A 15,151-nucleotide genomic window follows, 5' to 3' on the forward strand; every position below is an offset into this window, starting at 1 on the left:
CGTGAGCATCCTCATCCCGACCGCGCAGGGCGCCGACTCGCTGCACCGCGACGCGCTGACGGTCCTTCAGCCCGGCTTCGTCGGCACCACCCCGCCCGACTGGCTCCGCCGCCACCTGGCGGCCGGACTGGGCTCCGTCGCCCTCTTCGCCCGCAATGTCACCGACCAGCGGCAGCTCTCCGCGCTGACCGCCGCCCTGCGCGAGGAGAACCCCGACATCCTCGTCGCCATCGACGAGGAGGGCGGCGACGTCACCCGGCTGGAGGCCGGCTCCGGCTCCTCCTGGCCCGGCAACCTCGCCCTCGGCGCCATCGACGACCCGGCCCTCACCCGCGACGTCGCCCGCGAACTGGGCCGCGCCCTGGCCGCCTGTGGCGTCAACTACAACTGGGCGCCGTCCGCCGACGTCAACTCCAACCCCGGCAACCCGGTCATCGGCGTCCGCTCCTTCGGCGCCGACCCCGAACTGTGCGCCCGGCACACCGCCGCCTGGGTGGAAGGACTCCAGTCCGCCGCCGTCGCCGCCTGCGCCAAGCACTTCCCCGGCCACGGCGACACCGCCGTCGACTCCCACCTCGGCCTGCCGGTGGTCGACGCCGACGTGGACCTGCTGCACTCCCGCGACCTGGTGCCCTTCAAGGCCGCCATCCAGGCCGGTGCCAAGGCCGTGATGACCGCCCATATCGTCGTCCCCGCGCTGGACACCGACCACCCCGCCACCCTCAGCCGCGCCGTGCTGCACGACCTGCTGCGCGCCCGCCCCGAGGACGGCGGACTCGGCTACGACGGCCTGATCGTCACCGACGGCATCGAGATGGGGGCGATTGCCGACACCTACGGAACGGCGGAGGGGACCGTTCTGGCCCTCGCCGCCGGCGCGGACGCGATCTGCGTCGGCGGCGGTCTGGCCGACGAGGAGACCGTGCTGCACCTCCAGGGCGCCATCGTGGCGGCGGTGCGCGCCGGCCGTATCCCCGAGCAGCGGCTGGCCGAGGCCGCCGACCGGGTCCGCCGGCTCGGCGCCTGGGCCCGGGACGGCGGCGCCGGCGCCGACCGCACCGAACCCGACCTCGCCATCGGCCTGCGCGCCGCCCGCCGCGCACTGCGGGTGGTCCGCGCCCCCGGCCAGTACTGCCCGCCGGTCACCGAGCGCCCGTACGTCGCGTCCTTCTCCCCGGTGGCCAATATCGCGGTCGGCGCGGAGACCCCCTGGGGCGTCGCCGGGATGCTCGCCGCCCGCTTCCCCGGCACCCGGGCCGAGAGCTTCGGCCCGGCCGACGCCGCCCCGGAGCGGCTGCCCGCCCTGGTGGCCGCTGTCCTGGCCGCAGCCCAGGACCGTAGGATCGTGCTGGTAGTACGCGATGTGCATCGGCACGCCTGGATGGCTGCCGCACTGGAGGGCCTGCTGGCCGCCCGCCCCGACGCGATCGTCGTCGAGATGGGCGTCCCCCAGGCGCCGCCGGTCGGGGCACTGCACATCGCCACCCATGGTGCGGCCCGTGTGTGCGGACTGGCCGCCGTAGAGGTCCTCACCGGGCAGCCGCCCGCGCTGGGGTAGAACCACCTTCTCTGGAGGCCCACCAGATGTCCGACACGCACGCCGTCACCCCCGGCTCCGTCCCCGTCCCGGGACACCTCATGGCGGGGGAGATGGCCGAGCAGCCGGCCGTCCTGCGGCGCATCCTCGACGAGGGCGCGCCCCGCATCCGCGAGACCGCCGCCGAGATCGCGGCCCGCAGTCCCCGCTTCGTCCTGCTCACCGCACGCGGCACCTCCGACAATGCGGCGCTGTACGCCAAGTACCTGGTCGAGGTCCTGCTGGGCAAGCCGGCCGGTCTCACCTCGATGTCCACCACCACGGCGTACGGCGCCAGGCAGGACCTCACCGACTGCCTGGTGATCACCGTCAGCCAGTCCGGCGGCTCACCGGACCTGGTGGCCTCCACCCGGGCCGCCCGGGAGGCCGGGGCCATCACGCTGGCCGTCACCAACAACCCCGGCTCCCCGCTGGCCGAGGTCTCCGAGTACCACATCGACGTCCTGGCCGGTCCGGAGAAGGCGCTGCCGGCCACCAAGACGTACACCGCCGAACTGCTCGCCCTCTACCTCTTCGTGGAGGGCCTGCGCGGGGGCGACGGGGCCGCCGCCAAGGACCTCCCGGAGCTGGCCGCCGCCGTCCTGGCCCGCCAGGACGAGGTGCGCAAGCTGGCCGAGCGCTACCGCTTCGCCCAGCGGCTGGTGCTCACCTCGCGCGGCTACGGCTACCCGACCGCCCGCGAGGCGGCGCTCAAGCTCATGGAGACCACCTACATCCCGGCCTCCCCGTTCTCCGGCGCCGACCTGCTGCACGGGCCGCTGGCCATGGTGGACAACGTCTCCCCGGTGATCGCCATCGTGCCCGACGGCAAGGGCGGCGAGGCGCTCCAGCCGGTCCTGGACCGGCTTCGCGGCCGAGGCGCCGACCTGGTCGTCATCGGCCCCCAGGACCAGGTGGACGCCGCCTCCGCCGGGTTCGCCCTGCCGCCCGGCGTCCCCGAGGAGGTACAGCCGATCCTGGAGATCCTGCCCCTCCAGCGGCTCGCCTACGAGGTCACCATCGCGCGCGGCCAGGACCCCGACGCCCCCCGCGCCCTCGCCAAGGTCACCGAAACCCGCTGACCCCCCCGGCCCCGGCCGCCCCCCACGGCCGCCGGGGCCATCCCCGTCGTCAGGTCGTCAGCCGTACGCCGGCGTAGGCGACGGTGGCGATCAGCAGCCAGGAGGCCAGGCCCACCAGCAGGGCCCGGCCGCCCGTGCGGACCAGGCGGCGGACATCCACCGCGCTGCCCAGCCCGAACAGCGCCGCAGCCAGCAGTACCTCGTCCAGCCGGGCCGCCGCCGCCAGCCAACCCGCCGGGACCGCCCCGGTACTGCGCAGCGCCACCATGGCCAGGAAGCCCACCACGAAGAGCGGCACCACGGCCGGGCGGCGCCCGGACACCGCCGGGCGGGAGCGGCGCCGTACCAGGGCCGTCCCCGCGACGATCGGCGCCAGCAGGGCCACCCGCATCAGCTTCACCACCACCGCCTGCGCCAGCGCAGCAGGCCCGGCGGTCTGCCCGACGGCCACCACCTGCCCCACATCATGGACGCTGGCCCCCGCCCACCGGCCGAACTGAAGGTCGGTCAGACCCAGCGGGTGGTGCAGCAACGGCAGTACCGCGATGGCCAGGCTGCCGCAGAGGGTGACCAGCGCGACCGCCGTGACCACGTCGTCATCCTCGCTCTCGGTCACCCCGTTCACGGCGGCGACGGCCGAGGCGCCGCAGATGGAGAACCCGGCGGCGATCAGCAGCGGTTGGTCGCCCGGCAGCCCGAGGCGGTGCCCCAGCCACCGGGTACCGAAGAAGGTGGCGGCCACCACGGCCACCACCACGGCCAGCGTCGGCCACCCCAGGCCCAGCACATCGCCCAGCGCCAGCTTCAGCCCCAGCAGCACCACCCCCGCCCGCATCACCCGCCGCCCGGCGAACTCCAGCCCCGGCCGGGTCGCCGCCGGCAGCAGCCGCAGCCGCCCGCACCGCAGGTTGGCCGCCGCCACGCCCAGCACCACCGCCGCCGTCAGCACGGCCAGCGACGGCAGCAGCCGGTTGACCGCCAGGGCCGCACAGACGGCCAGCGCGGCAGCGGCCAGCCCCGGCAGCAGACGGACCACCGGGCGCGGCTGCTCCGGGAGGGGCTGCTCCGGGAGGGGTGGCAGCTCCGTTGCGCTGGGCCGATACGGCGTGGTCGTCATACCCACGACCCTCCGCCCGGCGGTCGGCGGCCGGTAGCCGGTGATCACCTGGGACGTCATAGGGTTGCCCTATGGCCAGAGACCATTCCGAAGGCGGCTCCGCACCCGCCCCCGGCCGACTGCCCGACCTGGGCGCGCTGCAACTGCTGGTCGCCGTCGCCGAGACCGGCAGCCTGGGTCAGGCCGCCGCCCGCCTGCGCATCAGCCAGCCCACCGCCAGCGAGCGGATGCGCACCCTGGAACGGCGGCTGGGCCTGCAACTGCTGGTCCGCGCCACCACCGGATCGCAGCTCACGCCCGCCGGGCAGGTCGTCACCGACTGGGCCCGCAGGCTGCTCGACCAGGCCGAGACCCTGGTCGAGGGCGTCGCCGCGCTCCGGGCCCAGCAGCAGGGCAGCCTCAAGGTGGCCGCCAGCCTCACCCTGGCCGAACATCTGCTGCCCGGCTGGCTGGCCGCGCTGCGCGAGGCCGACCCGCACATCCATGTGGCGCTGCGGGTCGCCAACAGCCACCAGGTGGTCCAGGCACTGCGCCGGGGGGAGACGGACCTGGGCTTCATCGAGGGCCCCTGGACGCCGCCGGACCTCACCGCCGCCCCGGTCGGCCGCGACCGGCTGGTCATCGTGGCCGCCCCCGGCCATCCCTGGGCACGCCGCCGCCGACCCGTCACCGGCGAGGAACTCGCCGCCACCCCGCTGCTGCTGCGCGAATCCGGCTCCGGCACCCGGGAGACCCTGGAACGGGCGCTCCGCCCCTGGCACGGGCCCCAGGTGCCGGTACTGGAACTCGGCTCCACCGCCCCGCTGCGCGCCGCCGCACTCGCCGGAGCCGCCCCGGCCGTCCTCTCCGAACTCGCCGTCCGCCAGGACCTCGCCGACGGCCGCCTGGTCGAGGTCCCGCACGACGAGGGGCTACCCCTCTCCCGCACCCTCCGCGCCGTCTGGCCCACCGGCACCCGCCTCCCCGACCCCGCCCTCCACCTCCTCCGCGTCGCCCGCCGCGCCACCCCCACCTGAGCCGCCGCCTCCCCGCTCCCGCCCACGCACCGCCGCGCCACCCCCACCTGAGCCACCCCCTCCCGCGCCACCCCCTCCCGCGCCACCCCCTCCCGCGCCACCCCCTCCCGCGCCACCCCCTCCCGCGCCACCCCCTCCCGCGCCACCCCCTCCCGCGCCACCCCCTCCCGCGCCACCCCCTCCCGCGCCACCCCCTCCCGCGCCACCCCTCCCGCGCCACCCCCTCCCGCGCCACCCCCTCCCGCGCCACCCCCTCCCGCGCCACCCCCTCCCGCGCCACCCCCTCCCGCGCCACCCCCCCCCCCCCCCCCCCCCCCCCCCCCGCGCCACCCCTCCCGCGCCACCCCCTCCCGCGCCACCCCCTCCCGCATCACCCCCTCCCGCATCACCCCTCCCGCATCACCCCCTCCCGCATCACCCCCTCCCGCATCACCCCCTCCCGCATCACCCCCTCCCGCATCACCCCCTCCCGCATCACCCCTCCCGCATCACCCCCTCCCGCATCACCCCCTCCCGCATCACCCCTCCCACATCACCCCCTCCCAACCCCCCATCGGGGCCGGCCGGTTGCCCGGAGGGGGCCCGCTACCCTGTGCGCGTGACCGAGATGATCAGCAGCGAGTCCGAGTTCCCCGGCCGCTCCGGGGCGTCCGCCACGGTGGAGGTCGAGCCGGCCGGGGTCGGGCCGGTACGCACCAGCTATGCGCCGGACCACGACGGCGACCCCGACCCGGGCGAGGTCGTCTGGACCTGGGTGCCCTACGAGGAGCACGACGGCCGGGGCAAGGACCGCCCCGTCCTGGTCGTCGCCCGCGAACACGGCGGCACCCTGCTGGCCGTGATGCTGTCCAGCAAGTCCCACGACGGCGACCGCGACTGGGTGCCCATCGGCTCGGGCCCCTGGGACGGTTCGGGCCGCGACTCCTGGGTCGCCCTCGACCGGGTGCTGCGGGTGCACCCCGCCGGCATGCGCCGCGAGGCCTGTGCCCTGGACCGGGCCCGCTTCGGCCTGGTCGTGGACCACCTGCGGCTGCGCTACCGCTGGCGCTGAGCCGGGCCGCCCCCGCACCGCGCACTCAGCTGCCATAGAGGCTCCGACAGAGCGGCAGCAGCCCGCCGGGCAGCCGCCCGGAGTCGGCGCCCACGGTGCACATCACGCCCGGTCGCAGGGTCCGCTGCGGTGCCCGCGAGGAGTACGCGGCGGGTGACGCCTGCTGGGCCGACTCCGGGATGGGCTGGGGGTCGGTGTCCGCCGGCGGGGTGGGGGCGGGCACCGGCCCGGGGGGCGGGGTGCTGGGCGTACGGGCGGGCTGGGTCGGTTCGGCGGTGCTGCTCGGCGTACGGGCGGGGGTGGCGGTCGGGGCGGGGGTGCCCGCCGGTCCGCTCGGGATGCCGGGCGTGTGCGAGGGGACGCTGCTCGGTGTGCGGGACGGCGGGGCCGGAGTGGTCTGCTCGGCTGTGGGGCTGTGCGGGGCCGTGGGGCTGTGCTGGGTCGCGGGTGTGTGCCGGGCCGGGGGAGTGTGCCGGACCGGGTGGGGGTGGTTGGCGGGCTGCTTGGCCGGGGTGTGGGTCCGGTGCGGCTGCGGCGGGGCGGGGGCGGACGCCGGGGCGGCGTGCGGGCGCGGCGCCGGGGGATCGGACTCGGTCCACGCCCCCGTGTCACCGGGTGCGTCCAGGTCGGGAGTGGCCGCCGGCGGGGCCTGGGTGATGCAGACGATGGCTGCCAGCAGCACCGGCAGCAGGGCGGTGAGGGCGGGACGGCTCATGTCCGCACCGTCGCACGCGGGGGGAGCGGGGCGTCGCACCCCCGCCGGGCCCGGTCCCGGCGGTCACCCGCAGGGAGGGCGGCTCAGCCGCAGTCGGAGGCGCTGACGGTCGCCCAGACGGCTTTGCCGGCGTGGTTGGGCGGGGTCCAGCCCCAGGACTCGCTGAGCGAGTCGATGAGGTGCAGTCCGCGCCCGCATTCGGAGAAGTAGTCGGGCTCCCTGACGACCGGTACATCGGTGCTGGGGTCGGAGACGGCGCAGACGACGGTCCGGCCCCGGCGCAGCAGTCCCAGCCCGACCAGATTGGGTGTGCCGGCCACGGCCAGGTCGCGGGAGCCGGTCAAACCATGCCGGATGGCATTGGACAGCATTTCGGACACGATCACCTCGACATTGTCGACGAGGGCGTCCATCTCCCAGCCGCACAGGGTCGACCGGGTGAAGTGCCGGGCCACCCCGGCCGCCAGGACGTCACCGCTGAGTGCGCAGGTGGCAAAGGTTCCGGCGTTGGTCCGGTCGTCGTCCGGCCCCGTGGGCAGGACGGTGGCCGGGTAAATCGCCGTATCCGCTGTCATCACGATCTCCGTGGAGCCTCTCGGGGCATTCGGCGCGAACGGTGCCTGCCGCACCACTATCCCTGCCACGCCCCTGTCGCTGCAAGCACATCTGCAATTACAGTCGTAAGCGCAGCGGTAAGTACAGCCGCAAGTGCAAATGCACGTGCACGCGCACATGAGGATGAAGGAGCAGCTCAGATGCAGCACCTCCCCAATGGTGTCCAGGCCACCCGAATCCAGGGCGTGACCTGGAAGAAGAGCCGCCGCAGCAACCCCAATGGGAACTGTGTGGAGCTTGCCGAGCTCCCCGGCGGCGGCGCCGCGATCCGTAATTCCCGCGACCCGGAGGGGCCGGCCCTCATCTACACCCCGGATGAGATCGCCGCGTTCATCGGCGGCGTGAAGGACGGCGACTTCGATGCGCTGGCGCCCGGCAGCGCTGTACCGAACGGGGCGTCAGTGGAAGACTGAGTGCCTGCGCGCAGTCACTCAGGGGAGTCGGTATGACCGCCATGCGGCCTGGCAGCGAGCCGTCCATAAGGCGCTACCTCGATCAGCCTCGGGGCGGGCCGACGGTGCTGCGCATCGTGCTGGGTACGCAGCTGCGCCGGCTGCGCGAGTCGCGCGGCATCAGCCGTGAGGCGGCGGGGGACGCCATCCGCGCCTCCCATGCCAAGATCAGCCGCCTGGAGCTGGGGCGGGTGGGCTTCAAGGACCGGGACGTCTCCGACCTGCTCACCCTGTACGGCGTCGTCGGCGAGACGCGGCGGACGGACTTCCTCGCGCTGGCCCGGCAGGCCAGTACACCGGGCTGGTGGAACCAGTACGGTGACATCCTGCCGGGCTGGTTCGAGACGCACATCGGCCTGGAGGAGGCGGCCTCGGTCATCCGGACCTACGAGGTCCAGTTCGTCCCGGGTCTGGTGCAGACCGAGGAGTACGCCCGCGCGGTCGTCCGGCTGGGCCACCCCAGGGCCTCGCTGCGCGAGGTGGAGCGCCGGGTCGAGCTGCGGATGAAGCGTCAGCAGCTGCTGGAGACCCCGGGTGCGCCGCGCCTCTGGGCGGTGATGGACGAGGCGTCGCTGCGTCGGCCGCTGGGCGACTCGGCGATGATGCGGGCTCAGTTCGAGCTGCTGCTGGAGGCCGCCCAGCGTCCCAATGTGACGCTCCAGGTGGCGCCGTTCGCCGTCGGTGGCCTCGCTGCGGCGGGCGGACCGATCACCATCCTGCGGTTCCAGGAGCCGGACCTGCCGGACATCGTCTACCTGGAGCAGCTGACCAGCGCCCTCTACCTGGACAAGCAGGAGGAGGTCGACAGCTATCTGGCGGTGATCGACCGGCTGTGCGCGGAGGCGTTCTCGCCCCGGCAGACCATGGGCTTCCTCAAGGACCTCATCGCCCAGACCGGCTGAACGCCCCCCGCCCCCCACTCCCCGCCCCCCACTCCCGCCCCCCGGGCCGATCAGGGCTTGCGGCCCACGCCGCCGAACTCGATCCACTCCTGGGTGGCCTGCCTGGGGGCGACGTCCGAGTCCGGCCGCCAGGTGGAGACCTCCACCAGCCCGGGGTCCAGGATCTCCAGGCCGTCCAGGAACCGCTCCACCTCATGGGCCTGCCGCACCCGGCCCCAGCGGCCCTGGGTGGAGTCGTCCATGAACTCGGTGACATAGTCGCGGGTCGCCTTGTCCTCGCTGACCAGCTGGCAGACGACCAGGAAGCTGCCGGGGACCAGCCGGTCGGCGACCCGCCGCACCAGGGCGGCCGGGTCGGAGGAGTCCGGGATGCAGTGCATCACCGAGACGAAGAGGGCGGCGACCGGTTGGGAGAGGTCGATCAGCCGCTCCACCTCGGGGTGGGCGAAGATGGCGTCGGTGTCGCGCATGTCCGCCTGGATCACGGCGGTGTTGTCGTTCTCCTCCAGCAGGGCACGCCCATGGGCCAGCACGATCGGGTCGTTGTCGATGTAGACCACGCGCGAGCCGGGGTCCACCCGCTGGGCGACCTCGTGCACATTGTCCCGGGTCGGCAGGCCGGATCCATGGTCGATGAACTGCCGGATCCCGTAGTCCTCCGCCAGCCGCCGCACCACCCGCCGCAGGAACTGGCGGTTGTTGAGAGCCAGCTCCTTGGTACTGGGAACGGACTTCAGCAGTTCGTCGGACGCCTCGCGGTCGACCGCGTAGTTGTCCTTGCCACCCAGGTAGTAGTCGTACATCCGGGCAACGCTCGGAACGCTGACGTCGATCCCGACGGGAGACGGTTCCCGACCCTGCTCCATATGACCCCTCGCAGTCTCTCCGGCATGTGCGGCGCGGCACAGCGTAGGACGAACTGCCCTCTGGGGATGGGCTGATGGAGAGATCTCCGCGACTCGTTCACAGTCCGCCGGGGCGCGGAAGCGGCAGGTCGTACGATTCGGGCCACGGCGCCGGAACAGGACCCTCGGCCTGTCCGGCACCGCAGCCCGTCGGTGTCGTCGGCCACGTCGCGCCGGGCGGGCTGTGCGGGGCCCGGTCCGGCTGTGGCCGACCGGAGGAGCCGCGCGCGGTCAGGGCAGATGCGCGGAGGGGCTCCTCCTGCTTGGTGCGCCTCCATAGTGGACTAGACCACTCTCGCTGTCCAGAGGGTAGCCGGAATTGGTCTGGACAACATGGGCCATGGCTCCGATGGGCCGCCCCCGCACCTCGGCGGTTACGCTCGCCATGTGCCCTCGCTCAACGAGCTGGTCCGCCAGCACACCACCCTCACCGACGCCGACGTGGAATGGCTCCACCTGCTGGTCTCGGAGTGGCAGCTGCTCTCCGACCTCTCCTTCGCCGACCTGGTGCTCTGGATCCCCACCCATGACGGCACCCGGTATGTCTCGGTGGCCCAGATGCGCCCCAACACCGGGCCCACCTCCCACCAGGACGACATGGTCGGGCACCTCATCCCGCGCGGCCGCCGCCCGCTGCTGGACGCCGCCTACGACGAGGGCCGCATCGTCCGCGAGGGCGACCCCGAGTGGCGCGAGGAGGTGCCGGTACGGGTGGAGTCCATACCGGTGCGGCGCGAGGGCCGGGTGCTGGGCGTGATCGCCCGCAACACCAACCTGCTCACCGTGCGCACCCCCAGCCGCCTGGAGCTCACCTACCTCCAGAGCGCCTCCGACCTCGCCCAGATGATCGCCGCCGGGTCCTTCCCCTTCCCCGGCGAGCAGGTCGACATGGACGCCGCCCCCCGGGCCGGCGACGGCCTGATCCGGCTGGACGCCGACGGCATCGTCACCTACGCCAGCCCCAACGCCCTCTCCGCCTACCACCGCCTCGGCCTCACCGCCGACCTGGTCGGCTGCCACCTGGGCCGTACCACCGCCGAACTGGTGCCGCCCTCCCGTGGCCCGGTGGACGAGGCCCTGGTGAAGCTCGCCAGCGGCTGGGCACCCCGGCAGACCGAGGTGGAGGCCAACGGGGGAGTGGTGCAGCTGCGCGCCATCCCGCTGAAGCCCAAGGGCGTCCATGTGGGGTCCCTGGTACTGCTCCGCGACGTCACCGAACTCCGGCGCCGCGAACGGGAGCTGATGACCAAGGACGCCACCATCCGGGAGATCCACCACCGGGTGAAGAACAACCTCCAGACGGTCGCGGCGCTGCTCCGCCTCCAGTCCCGCCGGATGGACTCCGCCCCGGCGCGGATGGCGCTGGACGAGGCGGTGCGCCGGGTCGGCTCCATCGCCATCGTGCACGAGACGCTGTCGCAGACCCTGGACGAGCAGGTGGCCTTCGACGAGATCGCCGACCGGGTGCTCTCCATGGTGATGGAGCTCTCCCAGGACGGCCGGGTGGCCACCAGGCGCAGCGGCAGCTTCGGCATCCTCTCGGCGGAGGTGGCCACCCCGCTGGCGATGGTCCTCACCGAACTGCTCCAGAACGCGCTGGAGCACGCCTTCGGTACGCGCGCCTCGGGCACCGTCGAGGTGTCCGCCCTGCGCGGCCGGGCCCCGGCCTCCCCCGGCCGGGGGGCCAAGGCGGAGGAGTATCTGCTGATCGCCGTACAGGACGACGGCCGAGGCATGCCGGAGGGGTTCGACCCCCAGCACGGCGGCAACCTCGGCCTCCAGATCGTCCGCACCCTGGCCACGGGCGAGCTGGGCGGCACCTTCGACATGGTCGCCGTCCCGGACGGCGGTACCCGAGTCGTCCTGGAGTTCCCCGTTCGGTAGCCCCCCGCCCCCCACCCCCCTACCCCCGCCCCCCGTGCCCTTAAGGGTCCGGCGTGCAGCGGTGAGCGAGCCGAAGGGCGCCGCCGATGCCGAAAGCGACGAGCGACAAGCGAGCGACGAAGGAGCGAGCGCCGGAGCGAGGAGCGTCGGCATCGGCAACAGGGCGCCCGGAGGCGAGCCGAACCCCCAAACAAAAACGAGGCCCTGCCGACCGGGGGGGTGGGTCGGCAGGGCCTCTCGTCCTGCTCCGGCCGTCGGGGGGAGTCGGCCGGAACAGGGGCTTCAGGTCTGCGGCTATGCCGCAGGGTGCGGGTCAGGCCCGCTGTCCGCCGCACTGCGGCGGCCCTTCGTCAACGACGGTACCAAAAGTCGTCGCCGAACGGCGCCTGGGGTGCGGCACAAGGGGCGGCAATTGCCTCCGAGTGGCTCGGATGCTGCCGCCGTTCGCGGAAGGCGCCGGTCCGTTGCGGGGCCGGGCCTCTGATCAAGGGCTGATCAAGACCCCCCTCGGTGGGGGATCTCAGGCGGTGCGGGCGCGGTTCCGGGCGGCGCGGCGCTTCATCGCGCGACGCTCGTCCTCACTCATGCCGCCCCACACGCCGGCGTCCTGACCGGTCTCCAGGGCCCACTGCAGGCACTGCTCCATGACCGGGCACCGACGGCACACGGCCTTGGCCTCCTCGATCTGAAGCAGCGCCGGACCGGTGTTACCGATCGGGAAGAACAGCTCGGGGTCCTCTTCCCGGCAGACAGCGCGGTGGCGCCAGTCCATGGTGGTCCAACTCCTCCTGTCAGCAGACGGGTTGTCCGCCGACACCTGTGGTGGGCTTGTGAATGTGAACGCTTTCACGAATCCCGAGACGCCCAAAGGGGTCGACAGACACGTCGGCCCGTGAGGCTTCTGCTGTGGAACAGGGGATTCGGGCGACTTCGGCGGATGTCCCGTTGCGGTCCGTCCCGATCGCCAAGAAGAGGTTCGCAAACCTCAGCGTCGGATACAACCCCCTTCGAGGAGGAATTTTTGATTCTTTGGTGTCGCCTCCATCACACCCTGTACTTCGATGGGGTGAAGGCGGGTTGTACGTTCGAGTGCAAGGCCGAACGGCCTCGCCGGTCACACAATCACACGCAGTGCCCGGCGTACGCCTGTGAAACTCACGTCAGTCCTGTCTCCAAGGTGGTCCCCGTCCACCTGGAACGGCACCGATTCCTGCGAAACCAAGGTGAAGTGGCGCAGATCGTGGTAGGCCACCACGTGTCTGCCCCGGGGGCCCGGGGCCGTTCTGCCCAGCAGACCGCGCACCGTGCGCGCCGTGCTCGCCACCGTCATCCGGGTGAGCCCGAAGAGATCAAGGTCCGTGTCGAACGACGCGCGGGGGGAGGGGTAGACCGGGCGGTTGCCCAGGAAGGTCCACGGCGAGGTGTTCGAGACTATGGAGAACACCAGCCCGGGGACCGGCTCCCGGCCGGGGATCCGCAGCGTGATCGAACCCGCCCGGCGCCGTTCACGTTCGGTGACGTAGTGGCGCAGCGCCTCGTTGACATAGAGCGCGTGCGTCGATCTGCGCCCCGCCATGCGCCGTTCCTCCACTCGGCCCACCACGCCGGCGTCGAAGCCCAGGCCCGCGCAGAAGGTGAACCAGCGGTCCGGCAGCCCCGAGGTCATCGCCTTGCCCAGGCCGATCACCCGTTCGCGGCGCTCCTCCAGTGCGTTCAGCAGCACGCCGGTGGCCTCCACCGCGTCGTTCGGCAGGCCGAGCGTGCGGGCGAAGACATTGGTGGAGCCGCCGGGGACCACGGCGAGTCGCGGCACCCGCTCGGACGGCCCGTGCGCCAGCAAGCCGTTCACCACCTCGTTGACGGTGCCGTCCCCGCCGAGCGCGACGACCAGGTCCATGGTGCCGTCGGTGGCGGCCTGGTAGGCCAGATCCCGGGCGTGTCCCCGGTACTCGGTGACCGCGACCTCCAACTTGAGGTCGCTGGCGAGCGCATGGGTCAGCACATGCCTGGTCCGCCCACTGGTGGTGGTCGCCTTCGGGTTCACGACCAGGAGCGCACGCATGGCACTCAGGGTACCTACCCATTGGTACAGGCCGGTGCCCGGTCCGGCCCCCGGCGCTCCGGCTACGCTTCAGGGGTGACCGTCCAGAGCCCGCGCGCAGAGAGCGCCCCCGCCGCCGCGATCCGTCCCGCCCCCCTGGTGGCCGGTGCGGTGATCGCCCTCGTCCAGGGCGCCGCCCTCGCCGTCTGGGGCGGGTACGACGTCATCGCCGGACTCACCGGAAGCCCGCACAACCGGGGCCTCGCCGAGTTCGGCGGCGTGGTGATCCTGCTGATGGGCGTGCTGCCGCTGCTGGCCGGGCGTGGCCTGCTGCGGTTCAAGCGCTGGGGCCGCACCCCGGCGCTGCTCACCGACTCGCTCTGCCTGCCGGTCGCCTACTACATGTGGCAGACCGGCGGCGCGATGACCGTCGCGGCGGTGCTGATCGCCCTGCTGGGCCTGGCCGGCATCGCGGCGCTGCTGCACCCCAAGGTGACCGCCGTCCTGGAGACCCCGCGCACCTGACCCCGGAACGCCGACCGGAAGGCCGCAGGGGGGAGAACCCTCCCCGCTGCGGCCTTCTCGTCCCTCTACTCCTCCACCAGCAGCTTCTCGCGCAGCTGGGCCAGGGTGCGGGCCAGCAGCCGGGAGACGTGCATCTGGGAGATGCCCACCTCGGCCGCGATCTGCGACTGCGTCATATTGCGGAAGAACCGCAGCACCAGGATCTTCTGCTCGCGCGGCGGCAGCTGCGCCAGCAGCGGCTTCAGCGACTCGCGGTACTCCACGCCTTCCAGTGCGTCGTCCTCGGCGCCCAGGGTGTCGGCGACGGCCGGTGACTCGTCGTCGGTGTCCGGTACGTCCAGCGAGAGGGTGGAGTAGGCGTTGGCCGACTCCAGGCCCTCCAGCACATCCTCCTCGGAGATGCCCAGGTGCTCCGCCAGCTCGTGCACGGTCGGCGAGCGGCCGTGCCGCTGGGAGAGCTCCCCGGTGGCGGTGGTGAGGGAGAGCCGCAGTTCCTGGAGCCGCCGCGGCACCCGCACCGCCCAGCCCTTGTCGCGGAAGTGCCGCTTGATCTCGCCGACGATGGTCGGGGTCGCATAGGTGGAGAACTCCACCCCGCGCTCATGGTCGAAGCGGTCCACCGACTTGATCAGGCCGATGGTGGCGACCTGGGTGAGGTCGTCCAGCGGCTCGCCCCGGTTGCGGAACCGGCGAGCCAGGTGCTCCACCAGCGGGATGTGCATCCGCACCAGCTGGTTGCGCAGTTCGACCCGCTCCGGGGACCCCTCGGGCAGCGCCGACAGCCGTACGAAGAGGGCCTTGGCGGCAGCCCGGTCGGGGGCGTGCGGGGTCGGGGTGGGCAGCTCGGGGTCCTCCGGCACCGGATGGTCCTCGGCCTCGGGGCCGGGCGCGGCCTCCGGCTTCGGCCCGGCGGCCGGCTCGGGGGTCGGCGCGGACTCGGGCGGCTGGCTCATGCGGGGGGCGTCCTTAGGGTACGCGTCGTCATGGTCGTTGCCCGCCGGCCGGGCAGCGCCCTGCGTGGGGGCAGGAGTCTCCGACGTCCCCACCTGAGCGGGCACGGTGGGGGCGCGGTCGACACCGGGCCCCACACCGCCTGTGCGGTCCAGATCACTCACGGCGATCCCCCCTTCCGTTCCGGGAGCACCGGCGCCGCGAGCGCGGCTCCGGGATCAACAGTTGGTTGTACCGCCGCGCTGCCCCGGACGGGCCGGGACACGCGGCTGAGGGAGGCCGGCGCCGCACGCACCGCAGGGTTGGAGCGGTGCGTGCG

General features: G+C 73.4%; 15 protein-coding genes. 8 read left to right on the plus strand and 7 right to left on the minus strand.

All coding sequences use genetic code 11. From position 1 onward, the window contains the following. Nucleotide 1 precedes the first annotated feature (1 nt). Together C7M71_RS20205 and C7M71_RS20210 are read left to right on the plus strand one after the other, a co-directional pair. Complete coding sequence (locus C7M71_RS20205) at nt 2–1,558, plus strand: glycoside hydrolase family 3 protein (protein WP_114914456.1); 1,557 nt, start codon at nt 2–4, stop codon at nt 1,556–1,558. A 26-nt stretch (nt 1,559–1,584) separates the two neighbouring features. Further along, nucleotides 1,585–2,658 (plus strand): SIS domain-containing protein, encoded by a 1,074-nt coding sequence (locus C7M71_RS20210; RefSeq protein WP_111495058.1) that lies wholly within the window; start codon nt 1,585–1,587, stop codon nt 2,656–2,658. 49 nt (nt 2,659–2,707) lie between these two features. Here the strand turns inward: C7M71_RS20210 and C7M71_RS20215 are convergent, their stop codons facing one another. After that, nucleotides 2,708–3,835, minus strand: coding sequence for a YeiH family protein (locus C7M71_RS20215; protein WP_229758816.1), 1,128 nt, complete (start codon nt 3,833–3,835; stop codon nt 2,708–2,710). A gap of 11 nt (nt 3,836–3,846) precedes the next feature. Here C7M71_RS20215 and C7M71_RS20220 point away from each other — a divergent pair, with 11 nt between their 5' ends. Continuing rightward, nucleotides 3,847–4,791, plus strand: coding sequence for a LysR substrate-binding domain-containing protein (locus C7M71_RS20220; RefSeq protein WP_111495056.1), 945 nt, complete (start codon nt 3,847–3,849; stop codon nt 4,789–4,791). A 607-nt stretch (nt 4,792–5,398) separates the two neighbouring features. Continuing rightward, nucleotides 5,399–5,842: a type II toxin-antitoxin system PemK/MazF family toxin gene (locus C7M71_RS20235; RefSeq protein WP_114914711.1), complete on the plus strand. Its 444-nt coding sequence runs from the start codon at nt 5,399–5,401 to the stop codon at nt 5,840–5,842. 25 nt (nt 5,843–5,867) lie between these two features. Here C7M71_RS20235 and C7M71_RS20240 read toward each other — a convergent pair whose 3' ends face one another. Beyond that, nucleotides 5,868–6,557 (minus strand): hypothetical protein, encoded by a 690-nt coding sequence (locus C7M71_RS20240; RefSeq protein WP_114914457.1) that lies wholly within the window; start codon nt 6,555–6,557, stop codon nt 5,868–5,870. 83 nt (nt 6,558–6,640) lie between these two features. Further along, nucleotides 6,641–7,132 carry an ATP-binding protein gene (locus tag C7M71_RS20245; protein WP_111495421.1) on the minus strand — a complete coding sequence of 164 codons (492 nt, stop codon included), beginning with the start codon at nt 7,130–7,132 and terminating at the stop codon, nt 6,641–6,643. Between the two features lie 180 nt (nt 7,133–7,312). Between C7M71_RS20245 and C7M71_RS20250 the strand changes: the two genes are divergently transcribed. Together C7M71_RS20250 and C7M71_RS20255 are read left to right on the plus strand one after the other, a co-directional pair. Next, the gene (locus C7M71_RS20250) at nt 7,313–7,585 is read left to right on the plus strand and encodes a DUF397 domain-containing protein (RefSeq protein WP_111495423.1); all 273 of its coding nucleotides are present in this window, start codon (nt 7,313–7,315) and stop codon (nt 7,583–7,585) included. A 32-nt stretch (nt 7,586–7,617) separates the two neighbouring features. Further along, entirely contained in the window at nt 7,618–8,526 is a 909-nt protein-coding gene (locus C7M71_RS20255) for a helix-turn-helix domain-containing protein (protein WP_111495425.1), read from the plus strand. Nucleotides 8,527–8,576: 50 nt separating this feature from the next. Here the strand turns inward: C7M71_RS20255 and C7M71_RS20260 are convergent, their stop codons facing one another. Continuing rightward, complete coding sequence (locus C7M71_RS20260; RefSeq protein WP_111495290.1) at nt 8,577–9,392, minus strand: SAM-dependent methyltransferase; 816 nt, start codon at nt 9,390–9,392, stop codon at nt 8,577–8,579. 426 nt (nt 9,393–9,818) lie between these two features. Here C7M71_RS20260 and C7M71_RS20265 point away from each other — a divergent pair, with 426 nt between their 5' ends. Beyond that, nucleotides 9,819–11,315 (plus strand): sensor histidine kinase, encoded by a 1,497-nt coding sequence (locus C7M71_RS20265; RefSeq protein ID WP_194104080.1) that lies wholly within the window; start codon nt 9,819–9,821, stop codon nt 11,313–11,315. Between the two features lie 520 nt (nt 11,316–11,835). Here the strand turns inward: C7M71_RS20265 and C7M71_RS20270 are convergent. Both C7M71_RS20270 and C7M71_RS20275 read right to left on the minus strand, forming a co-directional pair. Next, nucleotides 11,836–12,087 carry a WhiB family transcriptional regulator gene (locus C7M71_RS20270; RefSeq protein ID WP_014138019.1) on the minus strand — a complete coding sequence of 84 codons (252 nt, stop codon included), beginning with the start codon at nt 12,085–12,087 and terminating at the stop codon, nt 11,836–11,838. 342 nt (nt 12,088–12,429) lie between these two features. Next, complete coding sequence (locus tag C7M71_RS20275) at nt 12,430–13,377, minus strand: diacylglycerol/lipid kinase family protein (protein ID WP_111491577.1); 948 nt, start codon at nt 13,375–13,377, stop codon at nt 12,430–12,432. 75 nt (nt 13,378–13,452) lie between these two features. On the opposite strand from C7M71_RS20275, the gene C7M71_RS20280 reads away from it, so the two are divergent. After that, nucleotides 13,453–13,881 carry a hypothetical protein gene (locus C7M71_RS20280; protein ID WP_162824314.1) on the plus strand — a complete coding sequence of 143 codons (429 nt, stop codon included), beginning with the start codon at nt 13,453–13,455 and terminating at the stop codon, nt 13,879–13,881. A gap of 65 nt (nt 13,882–13,946) precedes the next feature. Here C7M71_RS20280 and C7M71_RS20285 read toward each other — a convergent pair whose 3' ends face one another. Further along, complete coding sequence (locus tag C7M71_RS20285) at nt 13,947–14,996, minus strand: RNA polymerase sigma factor SigF (protein WP_407675925.1); 1,050 nt, start codon at nt 14,994–14,996, stop codon at nt 13,947–13,949. Between the last annotated feature and the right edge of the window lie 155 nt (nt 14,997–15,151).

Source organism: Peterkaempfera bronchialis, assembly GCF_003258605.2.
Taxonomy (GTDB): domain Bacteria; phylum Actinomycetota; class Actinomycetes; order Streptomycetales; family Streptomycetaceae; genus Peterkaempfera; species Peterkaempfera bronchialis.